Raw genomic sequence first — 14,214 nt, forward strand, 5'->3', positions numbered from 1 at the left:
TCAATGCATCCTTGCAAGAGGTTATTCAAATACTATGTAGTTCTTTTACTGACATCAGACACCCTGTTTTGGGTATCCCAGCCTGGAACAACTTGTTATTTGGCCGCTTGGCGATCCTGCCTAAGCGATGAATGCATGGTAAACAGGTCATCGCTTGGTTGTTAGCGAGATAAACTGGTCTAGATATTCAAAAAATATGAACAAAATGTGAAGGGTCGCCATCCCGGACCGCCAGCGTCGGAACTGCACCCGCCAGCGGCCAGCAGAACTGTTGCCGCAATGAGGCCGGCCGCCGTCTCAGTTGAGGGGATCACGCCGGGTCGGCGCGCCGTCGTCCCCCATGCCAGGTGGTGCCCATCGAAGCGGTTATGATGGCGGCTATTCCCAGCCACTGGGACGGGGGCAGTTGCTCTCCCAGCAACAGCAACCCCATCAGGGCGCCCATGGCGGGTTCGCCGCTGGTCAGTATGCCGTAGCTCTTGAGCGGCAACCGGCGCAGGGCAAACATCTCGAGGGAGTAGGGGATGGCACTCGAGAGCAGCCCCACCCCCGCTATGGTCAGCACCAGGGGGAGGGTGAAGCTGGCCTCGCTCGCCCCGCCGAGGCCGAAGGGCAGTACCAGCAGGGTTCCCACCCACATGCCAAGGGCCGGGGCTTGCGCCCCCAGCAAGGCACCGGCCCGCTTGCCGGTCAGCATATAGAGCCCCCAGAACACGCCGGCACCGAGGGCCAGTGCGGCCCCCAGGGGATCTATGGCCTGTTCGGCGGCCCGCAGCGGCAGCAGCAACAGCAGACCGACGATGGCCAGCGCCAGCCAGATGAAGTCTTCCCGGTGGCGGGAGCTGAGCAGCGCCACCGTCAGTGGACCTATGAACTCGATGGCCAGCGCCACGCCGAGGGGAATGCGCTCTATGGCCAGATAGAAGAGCAGGTTCATGGCTCCCAGCGAGAGTCCGTAAGGGATGGCCCCCAGCAGGGTGCGTCTGTCGAGTGGCGCTCGCCAGACTCTAAACACCAGGGAGAGGAGGAGGGCGGCACATCCCAGCCGGAACAAGGTGGTGCCGGCGGCTCCGATCAAGGGAAACAGCGACTTGGCCAGGGAGGCGCCGAGGGTGATCGACAGCATGGCGAGCATGACCGCCAGCAGGGAGGAGAGGGCTGTGGTGGTCGGTGGCATCTTGTTCAAACCTGAGCAGGGAGGGGGAAGTAAAATATATCTGGCGATAGCCGTAATTTCGGTCTAAAACTGGCCCCACTCGATAATTTTTATCTCCTTATCCCCCATGACCGACAAGTTCGATCTGCTCATCCTGGCCGAGCTGCAGCAGGATGCCCGTCTGCCCATTCCAGAGCTGGCCCACAGGGTCGGCCTCTCGGCGCCCGCCTGTTACCGCCGTGTCCGGGCGCTGCGGGAGGCGGGACTTATAGAGCGGGAGGTGGCGCTGGTGGCACCGGCGACCATGGGCTGGCCCATCACCATGCTGGTGCTCGTCACCCTGGAGCGGGATCATGGCCGTATCGTCGATGAGATGATTGCCTGCCTGAAGGGGGAGCCTGAGGTCATGGACCTCTGGTATGTGACGGGTGAGCAGGACTTCGTGCTGCAGGTGGCCGCGCGGGACATGCAGAGCTACGAGCAGTTCACCCGGCGGGTGCTGCATGCCAGGGAGCAGGTGCGCAGCTTCAAGACCCTGGTGGTCATGGGGCAGCACAAGCGCTGCGGGGCCTTGTTGCCAGCCTGAGGTGGGGAATTCGTTGCGGGGTCGTGCCTGCACACCATTGGCAGGCTGTCGTGAACAAGAGTGGTTTGCAGGTCTTGGCCACAGGGCCGAGTACAAGCCGGGGCAGTATTAGCTGCCCCGGTCGTGTCAGATCTCCGCCAGCTCCTGCGCCGTCATGGGGCGCAACACCCGACAAGGGTTGCCGACCGCGACCACCCCCGCCGGAATATCCCTGGTGACCACGGATCCCGCCCCTATGACGCTGTTGTCCCCTATGGTGACACCCGGGCAGATGACGGTGCTGCCCCCTATCCAGACGTTGTTGCCGATGCGCACCGGCTTGCCGAACTCGACCCCCGCCACCCGGGGCGCTACCGCCACCGGATGGGCGGCTGTGTAGATCTGCACCCCGGGGGCCAGCAGCACGTTGTCACCAATGTGCACCTCGCACACGTCGAGGATGGTGCAGTTGACGTTGGCGTAGAAGTTCTCCCCCACGAAGATGTTGGCGCCATAGTCGCAGAAGAATGGCGGGTTGATGGCGCACAGATCGCCTCGGCCGCCGAGCAGATCATGGAGCAGGGCATCCCGCTCCGGCTTCTCCTGCCAGTTGGTGTTGAAGCTGTGATAGAGGCTGCGGCAGCGCTCGCGTGCCGCCTTCAGCTCGGGGTGGCCCGCATCATAGGGCTCTCCCGCCACCATCTTCTGCCATTCGGGGCAGCGCTCGGCTGCCCGCGGCGCTGTGATTGTCTTAGTCATCATTGCTCCATCAGCCAGATCAGGGATTCATAAGGACGCAGCTCGCAGGATTGCGGCTGGGCCGGGCTATCGGGGTAGTTGCCAAGCAGCAGGCGACCCTCGTCACCGGCCAGCTCGGCGGGCAGCTCGAAAGTCACAGACCTGCCGTAGAAGTTGCTCACCACCAGCAGGGTCTGACCGCCGGCGCTGCGGCTATAGGCCCAGATCTGCGGGTGCCCCGCCAGCAGCTCCTGATAATCCCCCTGGGTGAAGATGGGATGATCCTTGCGCAGCCGGATCAGATCCCGGTAGTGCCAGAACACCGAGTTCTGGTCGGCCAGCGCCGCCTCGGCGTTGATCTCGGGGTAATTGGCGGCGGGTTTCAGCCAGGGCATCCCGTTCGTGAAGCCTGCGTTGGGGGCGGCGCTCCACTGCATGGGGGTGCGGGAGTTGTCCCGGGACTTGGCGCCGAGAATGGCCAGGATCTCGGCATCCTCCATCCCTTCGGCTTGCTTGATGGCGAAGATGTTGCGGCTCTCCACATCCTGATAGTCGTCGATGCACTGATAGCCGGGATTGGTCATGCCAATCTCCTCCCCCTGATAGATGTAGGGGGTGCCCTGCAACCCGTGCAAGGTGCTGGCCAGCATCTTGGCGGCGACAACCCTATGTTCGCCCTCGTTGCCGAAGCGGGAGACGATGCGCGGCTGGTCGTGGTTGCACCAGAAGAGTGCCGACCACCCCTTGCCGTGCATGCCGCTCTGCCAGTGGTTGAAGATGCGCTTGAGTTCGAGGAAATCGAACGGCGCCTTGGTCCACTTGTCGCCATTGGGGTAATCCACCTTGAGGTGGTGGAAGTTGAACACCATGGAGAGCTCTGAGCCATCAAGGGCACCATAGCGCTGGCAGTGTTCCAGGCTGGTGGAGGACATCTCCCCCACCGTCATGGCCCCCACGGGAGCGAAGACGTCGCGGCTCACATCCTGCAGAAATTCGTGGATGCGTGGCCCGTCGGTGTAGAAGCGGCGGCCATCCCCCGCCTCGTCGCTCGGGAAGCGCTGATCCTTGGAGATGAGGTTGATGACGTCGAGACGGAAACCGTCGACCCCCTTCTTCGCCCAGAAGTGGATGATCTTTTTGACCTCGGCGCGCACCGCCGGGTTTTCCCAGTTGAGGTCCGCCTGCTCGCGGGCGAACAGGTGCAGATAGTACTGGCCGGTGGCCGGGTCCAGCTCCCAGGCGCTGCCGCCAAATTTGGACTGCCAGTTGTTGGGCACGCCGCCTTCCACCGGATCTTTCCAGATGTAGTAGTCGCGGTAGGGGCTGTTCTTGTCCCCCAGCGCCGACTTGAACCAGGCGTGCTCGGTGGAGGTGTGGTTGACCACTATGTCCATCACGATGCGGATGTCGCGCTCGTGGGCGGCCGCCAGCAGCGCCTCGAAATCGCTCATGGTGCCGTAGGCCGGGTCTATGGCCAGGTAGTCGGCGATGTCGTAGCCGTTGTCCACCTGGGGGGAGACGTAGACCGGGGTCAGCCAGAGGGCATCGACGCCTAGGGTCTTGAGGTAGTCGAGGCGGGCCATGATCCCCTTGAGATCGCCGGTGCCGCGGGCGGCGGAATCCTGAAAGCTCTTGGGGTAGATCTGGTAAATCACGGCGCTTTGCCACCAGGGGGTCTGTGTCATGGTTGGATCGCTCATTGGTTGAAACTGGGTTGAACAGGCCAATAAAAAGGGCGGAGCCTGGGCTCCGCCGATGTCTTGGGGATCAGGCGGTGGCCAGATCCAGCTTGCCGGCCGCCTGCTGGCGTTTGTAGACCAGCAGGGTCAGCACCACGGGCACCACTATGGCCACCAGCATGGCGACGGCGTAGATGGCCCAGTACTGGGGCTGGATGGAGAGGATGCCCGGCAGGCCGCCCACCCCGATGCCGTTGGCCATCACGCCGCTGAAGCCGCAGATGAGGGCCGCGAGGCTGGAGCCCACCATGGCGCACAGCATGGGGAACTTGTACTTGAGGTTGATGCCGTACATGGCCGGCTCGGTCACGCCCAGGTAGGCGGAGATGGCGGCCGGGACCGAGATCTCCCGTTCGTTCTCCTTGCGGCTGATAAGGATGATACCGACGACCGCCGAGGCCTGGGCGATATTGGAGAGCGCGATCAGCGGCCAGATGGGGGTGCCTCCCATGCTCTGCATCAGCTGCAGATCCACCGCGTTGGTGGTGTGGTGGATGCCGGTGATGACCAGGGGCGCATAGAGGAAGCCGAACAGGGCGGCGCCTATGGGGGCAAAGGACCCTGTCATGGCGGCCTTGGCGGCAAAGCCGACGCCCTCACCAATCCAGCGACCGAAGGGGCCGATGAAGGCGTGGGCCACTATCACCGCCAGCAGCAGGGAGATGAAGGGCACTATCACCAGGTAGAGGTAGGCCGGAATGATGCGCTTGAGGCTGGTTTCCACCCAGGCCAGGAAGACACCCGCCAGCAGGGCCGGAATGACCTGGGCCTGATAGCCGACCTTCTGGATGACGAAGAGGCCGAAGTCCCACACTTCCGGGGTTTGCTGACCTATGCCGTAGGCATTCATCAGCTGCGGCGAGACGAGGGTGATACCCAGCACTATGCCGAGGATCTCGGATCCCCCCATCTTCTTCACCGCAGACCAGCAGACGCCCACCGGCAGGAAGTGGAAGATGGCCTCACCCAGCAGCCAGAGGAAGGCGTGGACCTGGGCCCAGAACTGGCTGATCTCCACCAGGGTATGGGTCCCGTCGTCGAACATCTTGATGTCGCCGATGACGTTGCGAAAACCCAGGATCAGGCCGCCGGTGATGATGGCGGGCAGCAGGGGCACGAAGATCTCCGCCAGGTGGGAGATGCCGCGCTCCAGCGGATTCATGTTGTGGCGGGCCGCCTGCTTGGCGGCATCCTTGCTGGCGCCGCTCACCCCGATCTCCTCGGTGAGCGCCTTGTACCACTGATCCACCTCGTTGCCGATCACCACCTGGAACTGACCGCCCTGGGTGAAGCTGCCCTTCACCGCCGGTATGGTCTCGATGGCCTTGGGATCGGCCTTGGCCGGATCGGCCAGCACGAACCTGAGCCGGGTCAGGCAGTGGCTGACTGTGGTGATGTTGTCCTTGCCGCCGATCCGTTCGATCAGCTGTGCCAGATGCTGTGTGTTGACTTTTGACATGAGCCTTCCCTCTGTGACTCGATGAATAATGGTCGTTTCTTTGCCGGCTGGCCAATGACCGCCCGCTTATTGGTATCGTTCCCAATCAGCATGAAGCCAGCGGCCTACATCAGCAATGGGAACGTTCCCAATTCGTGGCGGTGGTCACAAAAAGTGCAAAACGCCGATAATGAGAGGAAAAGATAGACTACAGGGGCTGACAGGGGGCTATGGTGGCTCTGGGGGCCTGGCCCTCTTCAATCTGGTCAAGCAGCTGTCTGGCGGCCAGAATGCCGGCATCCTTGTAGCCGAAATCCAGGTTGAGGGCGTTGGCAAACAGGAAGGTGAGCATGGGGTTGCTGCCGAGGCCACTGACCAGGATGTCGGTGCGCCCCTGCTCCTGCAGGTATTTGGCGGCGCCTATGGCCAGGGTGTCGCTGGCACAGACCAGCGCCTGGATGCTGGGGGTGACCAGCTCGGCCGCCAGCCGGTAGCCGCTGTGCAGGCTGAGATCCCCGAGGGCGCTGCGGGGCGTGCGACCCAGCGCCTCGCAGTAGTCGAGATAAGCCTGGTGACGGCGCAGCCCAGTGGTGAGATCGCTGCGCTCGACCCCCAGATAGGCCACCTGGTCTATGCCCAGCCCCCTGAGGTGCTCGAGCACGGCTCGCACCGCCCCCTCGTCATCGTAACAAACGGAAGAGAACCCTGGGTGCTCGCGCACCATCAGCACCAGCTTCTCCTTGAGCGGCGCCATGGCGGCGTAGTCCAGATCGTTGAAGGCAAACAGAATGATGCCGTCCACCCCGCGCCGCTCCAGCACGGCCAGGTGTTCGCTCACCTTGGCGGGGGAGAACTTGCTCTCCATCAGCACGGCGTCGTAGCCGCGGGCATAGAGGGTCTCCAGCATGCCGCGCACCGCCTGGTTCTCCGAGCTGGAGTCGAGGCGTGACACCACTATGCCGATCACCTGCTGGCTCTGGCTGCGCATGGCCCGGGCCGACTTGCTCGGCACGAAGTCGTGCTGGGCGATCACCGCCTCGACCCTGGCTCGGGTCTGGGCGTTGACCTTGGGATCCTGATTGAGCACCCGGGAGACGGTCGACTTGCCGACCCCGCTCAGGCGGGCGATATCGAGGATGGTCAGTTTCTTTTCCATGGGGATCCGTGACAGGGGAGGGCGACAACCGGGATGCAGACATTGTTGTGATTAAGTCCTGTGAATACAAGCCCATGGCGTTAGAATGCCAATTTGCCCAGGCGACTCCCCCGCCATTGCACAGGACGCGCATCATGGATCTGTTGGCAAGTCTGCACTTCTCCCTCTCCATCACTGGCCCCATCTGCCTGGTACTGGTACTCGGGATCTGGCTCAAGCGGCTCGGTCTCTTGCCCGACAGTTTCGTCGAGTCCGCCTCCCGGCTGGTGTTTCAGGTCACCTTGCCGGCCTTGCTGTTCCTCAGCATGGTGCGCACCGACTTTTCCACCATGCCGAGCCCCTGGCTCATCTTCTACGGCCTGCTAGGCACTTTGGCCGGTTTCCTGGTGCTCGAGCTGCTGGCGGCTCGCTTCATCCCCGAGCGGCGTCTGCGCGGCATCTTCGTGCAGGGCAGCTTTCGCGGCAACATGGGGATCATGGGGCTGGCCTATGTGCAGAACGCCTACGGCCCCGAGGGCATAGGGGCCGCCGCCCTGCTGGTGGGCTCCATCACTGTGCTCTACAACATCCTCGCGGTGATCACCCTGACCCGCAGCCTGGGGGGCGGAAAAGGGCTCAAGCCCATCCTCAAGGGGATCGTCAGAAACCCCCTCATCATCGCCATACTGGCGGCCCTGCCGTTCGGCCTGCTCGGCATAGAGCTGCCCCAGCTGGTGATCACCACGGGCAACTACTTCGCCAGCATGACGCTGCCGCTGGCGCTGCTCTGTACCGGCGCCAGCCTCAACCTCAAGGCCCTGCGCGGCGGCGCCATACTGACCGGCTGGGCCACCGCCAACCGCCTGTTCTGCATTCCGGTGCTGCTGGTGCTGGGGGCCTGGGCGCTCGGTTTCAGTCCCCAGGCCCTCGGCATCCTCTTCCTCATCAGCTCCACCCCCACCGCCGCCGCCAGCTATGTGATGACCCGCGCCATGGGGGGCGACAGCGCCCTGGCGGCGAACATCATCGCCACCACCACCCTGGGTTCGCTGGTGACTACCAGCCTGGGGGCGGCCCTGATGAACTACCTGGGGCTGATGGGATAAGGCACTGTCGGGATGTGATGACCCCAGCCATGGGGTGCACATTGGCTGCGAGCCTCATTGCCGCCATGCCCCTGGGTTCGCTCGCTACCACTGGCCTGGGGGTTGAACAGCCTATCGTTCGAGCTCAGGGTCTCAGCTGCGTTCACGCTCCTGCTCCAGCACCATTTTTTCATGGGCCAGGAAGAAGGGGCGGTAGAGCACATAGCTGTTGAGGATGCAGACCAGGCTCATCAGGCCATTGCTCCAACTGCCGTTGGCCGCCCAGGCGGCACCGAGAGGAGAGGGCATTGACCAGGGCAGCAGGGCGATGAACTTGTCGAGAAACCCCCACTGGGTCAGCTGCCAGGCGAGCACCGCGTTGATCAGGGGGACGCCGATGAAGGGCAGGAAGAACAGCGGATTCATGATGATGGGGAAACCGAACAGCAGCGGCTCATTGATGTTGAACATCGAGGGGATGAAACCCAGCTTGCCCACCGACTGAATCGAGTGAGAGCGACTGCGCATGGCCATGAACACCAGTGGCAAGGTAGTCCCAATCCCCCCGATCAGCAGGTAGTAGTCCCAGAACCCTTGCAGGAAGATATGGGGCAGGGGCTCTCCCGCCATCAGCGCGGCCTGGTTGGCGCTCACCCCGGCCATCCAGAAGGGTGACAGCAATCCGGTCACTATCAGGGCGCCGTGGATCCCCATGAACCAGAGCAGATGGGCGATCAGCAGGGTGATCAGCAGGGCGGGCAGGGTGTCGGCCCCCACGATCAGGGGCCGGAACAGGGCGGCCATGAAGTCCGGCAGACTGATCCCGAACTGCTGCTTCAACCAGAGCCGCAGCAGGCTCAGCGACAGCATGATGAACAGCAGCGGCACTATCAGCTGAAAGCCCCGCCTCGTCATCACCGGCACCTCGTCCGGCATCTGGATGTACCAGCCCCGACGATAGAAGAGCCGGGTCACCTCCACCGAATAGAACGCCATCAGCAAGGCCGTGAAGATCCCGGCCCCCCCCAGATAGCCAAACACCCCGGGTTGCAGCGAGCGAAAGTCGATCAGCATCAGGAAGGCCATGCAGCCCCCCAGGCCGCACAGGCGCTCCGGCATTTCGTATGCCTTGGCGAGGCTGGACGCCGCACCGAAGGCGATGATCAGCGCCACCAACCCCAGGGTGTGGGAGTAGACGGGAAACAGGAAAGGATGCAGCGCCCGCGCCAGCCAGTGCAGCCACTGTCCGAAGGCGTGCGGCGTGTCGGGGGCTATGGGAGGATAGAGGATGGGGACCAGCAGGCTGCCGACGATGACGAAGGGCATGGCCAGCTGAAAACCATCGCGCAACGAGAGCACATGGCGACTGCGGGTCAGCCAGTTGGCAAACGGTACCATGCGCTGCTCTATCATGCCGACCAGCATTGCCATCCATTGCAGATTCATCACGTTATTCGGTTCCTTGTCATCCTGATACCCCTTGTCATCACGGGGCTTGGACGCCATTTTGACGGCTTTGTGGTTTTGTTTCCGTAATATCTGAAACCATTTTGCCATTTCATTACTTCGCTCACACTTCCCGACCCCTTTAACCGGAAAATGCCGATCCCGCTCACACATCAATGGATTTACTTTGGAAACCGGTTTCCAAAGTAAATCCATTCGATCCAGAATGCGCCATCCGTTATGAACGTCTGGAGAATCGGGAAATGAAAAAAATCATGTTGTGCTGCTCTTCCGGCATGTCCACCAGCCTGCTGGTCAAGAAGATGAAAGAGGAGGCGGACAAGCGGGGACTGGACGCCGAGATACAGGCCTTCGGTGCGGCAGAGTTCGATCTGCAGATGCCCCACTACCAGGTGGTGCTGCTGGGGCCCCAGGTCAAATACATGCAGGCCGAACTGCAGCAGCGAGCGGCGGCTCATGGCGTGCCTGTCGACACCATCAACATGATGGATTACGGCATGCAACGGGGTGACAAGGTCCTCGACCACGCCCTCACCCTGATCGGCTGATGCGCAGACCCCAACCAGTGAATGTCACAAGGAAACCTTCATGAACACCCTTTACGAGCGCTTTGTCAGTACCATAGAGAACCGGGTCAGCCCGCTGGCCGGCCGGATTGGACAGCAGAAATACGTGCAGGCAATCCGTGACGGCTTCATCGCCGCCTTGCCCTTCATGATCGTCGGCAGCTTCATGCTGGTGTTCATCTTCCCCCCCTTCTCGCCCCAGACCCAATGGGGATTTGCCCGTGCCTGGCTCGACTTCTCGTCGACCTATCAGTCCCAGTTGCTGCTGCCGTTCCAGTTGAGCATGGGGCTGATGACCCTGTTCATCTCGGTGGGAATTGGTGCCAGCCTGGCGCGGCAGAACGGTCTGGACCCCGTCACCACAGGCCTGCTCTGCCTGATGTCCTTCATGCTGGTGGCGGCCCCCGTCAAGGATGGTGCCATCTCCATGCAGTATTTCTCCGGCCAGGGGATCTTCACTGCCCTGATCACCGCCATCTATGCGGCCGAGGTCTATGCCTTCCTCAAGCGCAACAACATCACCATCAAGTTGCCGCCCCAGGTCCCGACGGGGGTCGCCCGCTCCTTTGAGGTGCTGGTCCCGGTGCTGGTGATCATCCTGACCCTGCACCCGCTCAACCTGATCCTGGAGAGCACCACCGGCATGATTTTGCCGGAGGCCATCATGTCACTGGTCAAACCGCTGGTGGCGGCCTCCGATTCCCTGCCTGCCATGTTGCTGGCGGTGCTGGTATGCCAGGTGCTCTGGTTCGCGGGGATCCACGGTGCCCTGATTGTCACCGGCATCATGAACCCGTTCTGGATGGCCAATCTGGCCAACAACCAGGCCGCCATGGCGGCCGGTGAGGCGCTGCCCCACATCTTCCTGCAGGGCTTTTGGGATCACTACCTGTTGATCGGTGGTGTCGGCTCCACCCTGCCGCTGGCCTTCCTGCTGCTGCGCAGCAAGGCCGCCCACCTGAGATCCATCGGCAAGATGGGTGTGGTGCCTGGCCTGTTCAACATCAACGAACCCATCCTGTTCGGTGCGCCCATAGTGATGAATCCGGTGTTCTTCCTGCCTTTCATCCTGGTACCCATGATCAACGCCACTCTGGCCTGGTTTGCCCTGGATATAGGTCTGGTGGAGCGGGTTGTCTCTCTCACTCCCTGGACCACCCCTGGTCCCATCGGCGCCTCCTGGGCTGCCAACTGGGCCATCAGCCCCATGGTGCTGAGCCTGCTCTGCATGTGCTCCGCCGCTGCCATGTATTACCCCTTCCTGAAAGCCTATGAGCGCACCCTGCTCAAACAGGAAGAGCAGGAAGAGAGTCCGAAAACGCCGGAGCTGGCCGCCGCCACCCGTTGATTGCCTGCCGGGGCCGCCTGGCGGCCTCTTTTTTCAAGCTTGGAGTAACACGAGATGCAATACCGTTTTCCTGAACAGTTCTGGTGGGGCAGCGCCTCCTCCGCCGCCCAGGCGGAAGGCGCCAGCCTCCAGGGCGGCAAGGCCCCAACCATCTGGGATCACTGGTTCGAGCAGTCCCCCAACCGTTTCCATCAGCAGATAGGGCCGGCGCAGACCTCAGGTTTTTATGAGCATTTTCGCGATGACATCCGTCTGCTGAAGCAGCTTGGTCACAACAGCTTCCGCACCTCCATCGCCTGGTCCAGGCTGATCCCGGCTGGCCGGGGGGAGCCAAACCCACAGGCCGTCGCCTTCTACGACGCCATGCTCGACGAGCTCAAGGCAGAGGGGATAGAGCCCTTCATCTGCCTGTTCCACTTCGACATGCCCATGAGCATGCAGGCGCTGGGGGGCTGGGAAAGCCGGGAAGTGATCGAGGCTTACGCCGAGTTTGCCGAGACCAGCTTCAGGCTGTTCGGGGGCAAGGTGAAGCACTGGTTCACCTTCAACGAGCCGATCGTGCCGGTGGAGGGAGGTTACCTCTACGACTTCCACTATCCGAACGTGGTGGACTTTCGCCGCGCCGCTACCGTGGCCTATCACACCATGCTGGCCCACGCCATGGCGGTGCAGCGTTACCGGGAGCTCGGTCAGGATGGTCAGATCGGCATCATCCTGAATCTGACCCCTTCCTATCCGCGCTCGCAACACCCGGCGGATCTGAAGGCGGCCAAGATTGCGGATCTGATGTTCAACCGTAGCTTCCTGGATCCGGCGGTCAAGGGGGAATACCCCGCCGAGCTGGTCGAGCTGCTGCGGGAATACGATCAGCTACCGGCCTGCGAGCCGGGCGATGCCGCCCTGCTGGCGGCCGGCAAGATCGACCTGCTGGGGGTCAACTACTACCAGCCGCGCCGGGTCAAGGCACGCAGCCACGCGGTCAATCCCGCCAGCCCCTTCATGCCGGAGTGGTTCTTCGACTACTACGAGATGCCGGGGCGCAAGATGAACCCGCACCGGGGCTGGGAGATCTACGAGCAGGGGATCTACGACATCCTGATCAACCTGCGCGACCACTACGGCAACATCCCGAGCTACATCTCCGAGAACGGCATGGGGGTGGAGGGGGAGGCCAGGTTCAAGGGAGAGGACGGCCAGATCCAGGATGACTACCGCATCGGCTTCATCCGGGATCACCTCATCTGGCTGCACAAGGGGCTGTCGGAGGGCTGTCAGTGCCGGGGCTATCACCTCTGGACCTTCATCGACAACTGGTCCTGGAGCAATGCCTACAAGAACCGTTACGGCTTCATCGAGCTGGAGCTGGAGAGCCAGACCCGGCGCATCAAGAAGAGCGGCCAGTGGTTTGCCACCGCCGCCCGTGAGAATGGCTTCGACTGATTATTCCGTCACTTGACCCCTATAAAGAGCGCCAGCCCCAGGGCCGGCGCCCATCACCAAGGAGTGTGTATGTTCGATCTGGAAGAGACCGTCATGGGTCTTATCATCAATGCTGGCATGAGCCGCAGCCTCTGTTTCGAGGCGCTGCGTCAGGCCAGGGCCGGCCAGTTTGCGGAAGCTGATGACCTGCTGCGCCAGGCTGCCGAGGCAGCCAATGCGGCCCACGGGGTGCAGACCAGGCTGATCGAGGCGGATGAAGGGGAGGGCAAGATCCCGGTCACGCTGATCCTGGTCCACGCCCAGGATCACCTGATGACCGCCATGTTGGCCCGGGAGCTGGTCACCGAGCTCATCGAGCTGCATCGCAAGCTGGCTGCCTGAGGAAGACGATCATGTTGCGACTCGGACTCGACATCGGGGGAACCAAGATCGAGGCTCAACTGCTCGATGGCCAGGGCGTCAGCCTGCTGCGCAGACGGATCGCGACCCCGACCACGGGGTACGGCGATTTCCTGGCGGCCATCACAGATCTGGTGAGGGAGATACGGCAGGCGATGGACAGCGCCTTCACCATCGGCATCGGGCTGCCCGGGGCAATCGACCCGCAGACGGGTCGCATCAAGAATGCCAACTGTCTGTTTCTCAACGGACAGGACCTCAAGCAAGACTTGACCCAGGCCCTGGGCCAGCCGGTCTGGCTCGCCAATGACGCCGACTGTTTCGCCCTCTCGGAGGCCGTCGACGGGGCGGGAGAGGCGGGCAGGGTGGTGTTTGGCATCATCCTCGGCACCGGCTGTGGTGGCGGCTTGGTGGTCAATCGCCAGCTCATCGTCGGTCCCAACGCCATCACCGGGGAGTGGGGACACAACCCCTTGCCCGGCTACGATCCGGCGCTTGATGGCCCAACCCAGCCCTGTTACTGCGGGCGCAGCAACTGCATCGAGCGGTTCGTCTCCGGGACAGGGTTTGCCGGCCGTTTCGTGGAGCGCCATGGCCGCGGGCTGTCGCCGCTTGGGATCATCACGGCCGCCGCCGAGGGGGATGTGGAGGCCGAGGTCCACTATGACCACTTCATCCAGGCCCTGGCCCGCAGCGTCGCCAGCCTGATCAATGTGCTGGACCCGGATGTCATCGTACTGGGGGGAGGCCTCTCCAACATCGCCTCCCTCTATCGTGATCTGCCCGCGGCAGTGATTCCCTACCTGTTCTCGGAGCAGTGCCTCACCCCCATAGTGCCTGCCCGCTACGGGGACAGCAGCGGGGTGCGCGGCGCCGCCTGGCTGCCGAGCTGCGTCGAAGGAGCCACCACATGGGCCATCTGAGCCTTGGCCGAGGAGAGAGCGCCGACTCGCCTGCCCCGGCGGGCTATGCCTGCCGGGGGCTGAGACACTGCCTCGGGCCCTAGTCCTCCACCCGATCTGATCCATGCCCTTTGCCCTACATTGCGTCGCGATGGGGGAAAGGCATGCCCGAATTTGTCCTCCCTTCGGGGAGGCAGATAAATAAGTGCTTGTATATCAAAAACATAAAACTCAAG

General features: G+C 62.6%; 13 protein-coding genes. 7 read left to right on the plus strand and 6 right to left on the minus strand.

Features of this window, described 5'->3' with window-relative positions; all coding sequences use genetic code 11:
* Positions 1 to 310: 310 nt before the first annotated feature.
* On the minus strand, positions 311 to 1,177 hold the full coding sequence (locus G4923_RS15130; protein WP_163137561.1) for an EamA family transporter: 867 nt from the start codon (positions 1,175 to 1,177) through the stop codon (positions 311 to 313).
* 106 nt (positions 1,178 to 1,283) lie between these two features.
* Between G4923_RS15130 and G4923_RS15135 the strand changes: the two genes are divergently transcribed.
* On the plus strand, positions 1,284 to 1,742 hold the full coding sequence (locus tag G4923_RS15135; RefSeq protein WP_163137562.1) for an Lrp/AsnC family transcriptional regulator: 459 nt from the start codon (positions 1,284 to 1,286) through the stop codon (positions 1,740 to 1,742).
* A gap of 126 nt (positions 1,743 to 1,868) precedes the next feature.
* Here the strand turns inward: G4923_RS15135 and G4923_RS15140 are convergent, their stop codons facing one another.
* The 4 genes from G4923_RS15140 to treR form a co-directional block, all read right to left on the minus strand.
* Positions 1,869 to 2,480, minus strand: a complete 612-nt coding sequence (locus tag G4923_RS15140) for a sugar O-acetyltransferase (protein WP_163137563.1) — start codon at positions 2,478 to 2,480, stop codon at positions 1,869 to 1,871.
* Positions 2,480 to 4,144 carry an alpha,alpha-phosphotrehalase gene (treC, locus tag G4923_RS15145; RefSeq protein ID WP_163137564.1) on the minus strand — a complete coding sequence of 555 codons (1,665 nt, stop codon included), beginning with the start codon at positions 4,142 to 4,144 and terminating at the stop codon, positions 2,480 to 2,482. Before treC ends, G4923_RS15140 begins: the two co-directional genes overlap by 1 nt.
* 82 nt (positions 4,145 to 4,226) lie before the next feature.
* Entirely contained in the window at positions 4,227 to 5,657 is a 1,431-nt protein-coding gene (treB, locus tag G4923_RS15150) for a PTS trehalose transporter subunit IIBC (protein ID WP_005323487.1), read from the minus strand.
* A 187-nt stretch (positions 5,658 to 5,844) separates the two neighbouring features.
* A complete protein-coding gene (gene treR / locus G4923_RS15155) occupies positions 5,845 to 6,792 on the minus strand; it encodes a trehalose operon repressor TreR (RefSeq protein WP_163137565.1) in 948 nt (315 codons plus the stop codon).
* A gap of 134 nt (positions 6,793 to 6,926) precedes the next feature.
* On the opposite strand from treR, the gene G4923_RS15160 reads away from it, so the two are divergent.
* Complete coding sequence (locus G4923_RS15160; RefSeq protein WP_163137566.1) at positions 6,927 to 7,877, plus strand: AEC family transporter; 951 nt, start codon at positions 6,927 to 6,929, stop codon at positions 7,875 to 7,877.
* Positions 7,878 to 8,009: 132 nt separating this feature from the next.
* Here the strand turns inward: G4923_RS15160 and G4923_RS15165 are convergent, their stop codons facing one another.
* Entirely contained in the window at positions 8,010 to 9,302 is a 1,293-nt protein-coding gene (locus G4923_RS15165) for a PTS sugar transporter subunit IIC (protein WP_163137567.1), read from the minus strand.
* 263 nt (positions 9,303 to 9,565) lie between these two features.
* On the opposite strand from G4923_RS15165, the gene G4923_RS15170 reads away from it, so the two are divergent.
* The 5 genes from G4923_RS15170 to G4923_RS15190 all read left to right on the plus strand — a co-directional run bounded on the left by G4923_RS15170 (position 9,566) and on the right by G4923_RS15190 (position 13,999).
* Positions 9,566 to 9,871 carry a PTS sugar transporter subunit IIB gene (locus G4923_RS15170; protein WP_041204936.1) on the plus strand — a complete coding sequence of 102 codons (306 nt, stop codon included), beginning with the start codon at positions 9,566 to 9,568 and terminating at the stop codon, positions 9,869 to 9,871.
* Between the two features lie 40 nt (positions 9,872 to 9,911).
* Entirely contained in the window at positions 9,912 to 11,237 is a 1,326-nt protein-coding gene (locus G4923_RS15175; protein ID WP_163137568.1) for a PTS sugar transporter subunit IIC, read from the plus strand.
* Positions 11,238 to 11,291: 54 nt separating this feature from the next.
* Positions 11,292 to 12,677, plus strand: a complete 1,386-nt coding sequence (locus tag G4923_RS15180) for a glycoside hydrolase family 1 protein (protein ID WP_163137569.1) — start codon at positions 11,292 to 11,294, stop codon at positions 12,675 to 12,677.
* 69 nt (positions 12,678 to 12,746) lie between these two features.
* Positions 12,747 to 13,058 (plus strand): PTS N,N'-diacetylchitobiose transporter subunit IIA, encoded by a 312-nt coding sequence (gene chbA, locus G4923_RS15185; protein WP_106885692.1) that lies wholly within the window; start codon positions 12,747 to 12,749, stop codon positions 13,056 to 13,058.
* Between the two features lie 11 nt (positions 13,059 to 13,069).
* Entirely contained in the window at positions 13,070 to 13,999 is a 930-nt protein-coding gene (locus tag G4923_RS15190) for an ROK family protein (protein WP_163137570.1), read from the plus strand.
* Positions 14,000 to 14,214: the final 215 nt, after the last annotated feature.

The sequence above is a fragment of the Aeromonas rivipollensis genome, assembly GCF_010974825.1.
In the GTDB taxonomy this organism is placed as follows: domain Bacteria; phylum Pseudomonadota; class Gammaproteobacteria; order Enterobacterales; family Aeromonadaceae; genus Aeromonas; species Aeromonas rivipollensis.

What these genes read in the sequence shown, in the direction of transcription:
- G4923_RS15165 (WP_163137567.1), bottom strand. Translation starts at nt 9,302, where the DNA reads ATGAATCTGCAATGGATGGCAATGCTGGTCGGCATGATAGAGCAGCGC.
- G4923_RS15140 (WP_163137563.1), bottom strand. Translation starts at nt 2,480, where the DNA reads ATGACTAAGACAATCACAGCGCCGCGGGCAGCCGAGCGCTGCCCCGAA.
- G4923_RS15190 (WP_163137570.1), top strand. Translation starts at nt 13,070, where the DNA reads ATGTTGCGACTCGGACTCGACATCGGGGGAACCAAGATCGAGGCTCAA.
- treC (WP_163137564.1), bottom strand. Translation starts at nt 4,144, where the DNA reads ATGACACAGACCCCCTGGTGGCAAAGCGCCGTGATTTACCAGATCTAC.
- G4923_RS15170 (WP_041204936.1), top strand. Translation starts at nt 9,566, where the DNA reads ATGAAAAAAATCATGTTGTGCTGCTCTTCCGGCATGTCCACCAGCCTG.
- G4923_RS15180 (WP_163137569.1), top strand. Translation starts at nt 11,292, where the DNA reads ATGCAATACCGTTTTCCTGAACAGTTCTGGTGGGGCAGCGCCTCCTCC.
- treR (WP_163137565.1), bottom strand. Translation starts at nt 6,792, where the DNA reads ATGGAAAAGAAACTGACCATCCTCGATATCGCCCGCCTGAGCGGGGTC.
- chbA (WP_106885692.1), top strand. Translation starts at nt 12,747, where the DNA reads ATGTTCGATCTGGAAGAGACCGTCATGGGTCTTATCATCAATGCTGGC.
- G4923_RS15130 (WP_163137561.1), bottom strand. Translation starts at nt 1,177, where the DNA reads ATGCCACCGACCACCACAGCCCTCTCCTCCCTGCTGGCGGTCATGCTC.
- G4923_RS15175 (WP_163137568.1), top strand. Translation starts at nt 9,912, where the DNA reads ATGAACACCCTTTACGAGCGCTTTGTCAGTACCATAGAGAACCGGGTC.
- treB (WP_005323487.1), bottom strand. Translation starts at nt 5,657, where the DNA reads ATGTCAAAAGTCAACACACAGCATCTGGCACAGCTGATCGAACGGATC.
- G4923_RS15160 (WP_163137566.1), top strand. Translation starts at nt 6,927, where the DNA reads ATGGATCTGTTGGCAAGTCTGCACTTCTCCCTCTCCATCACTGGCCCC.
- G4923_RS15135 (WP_163137562.1), top strand. Translation starts at nt 1,284, where the DNA reads ATGACCGACAAGTTCGATCTGCTCATCCTGGCCGAGCTGCAGCAGGAT.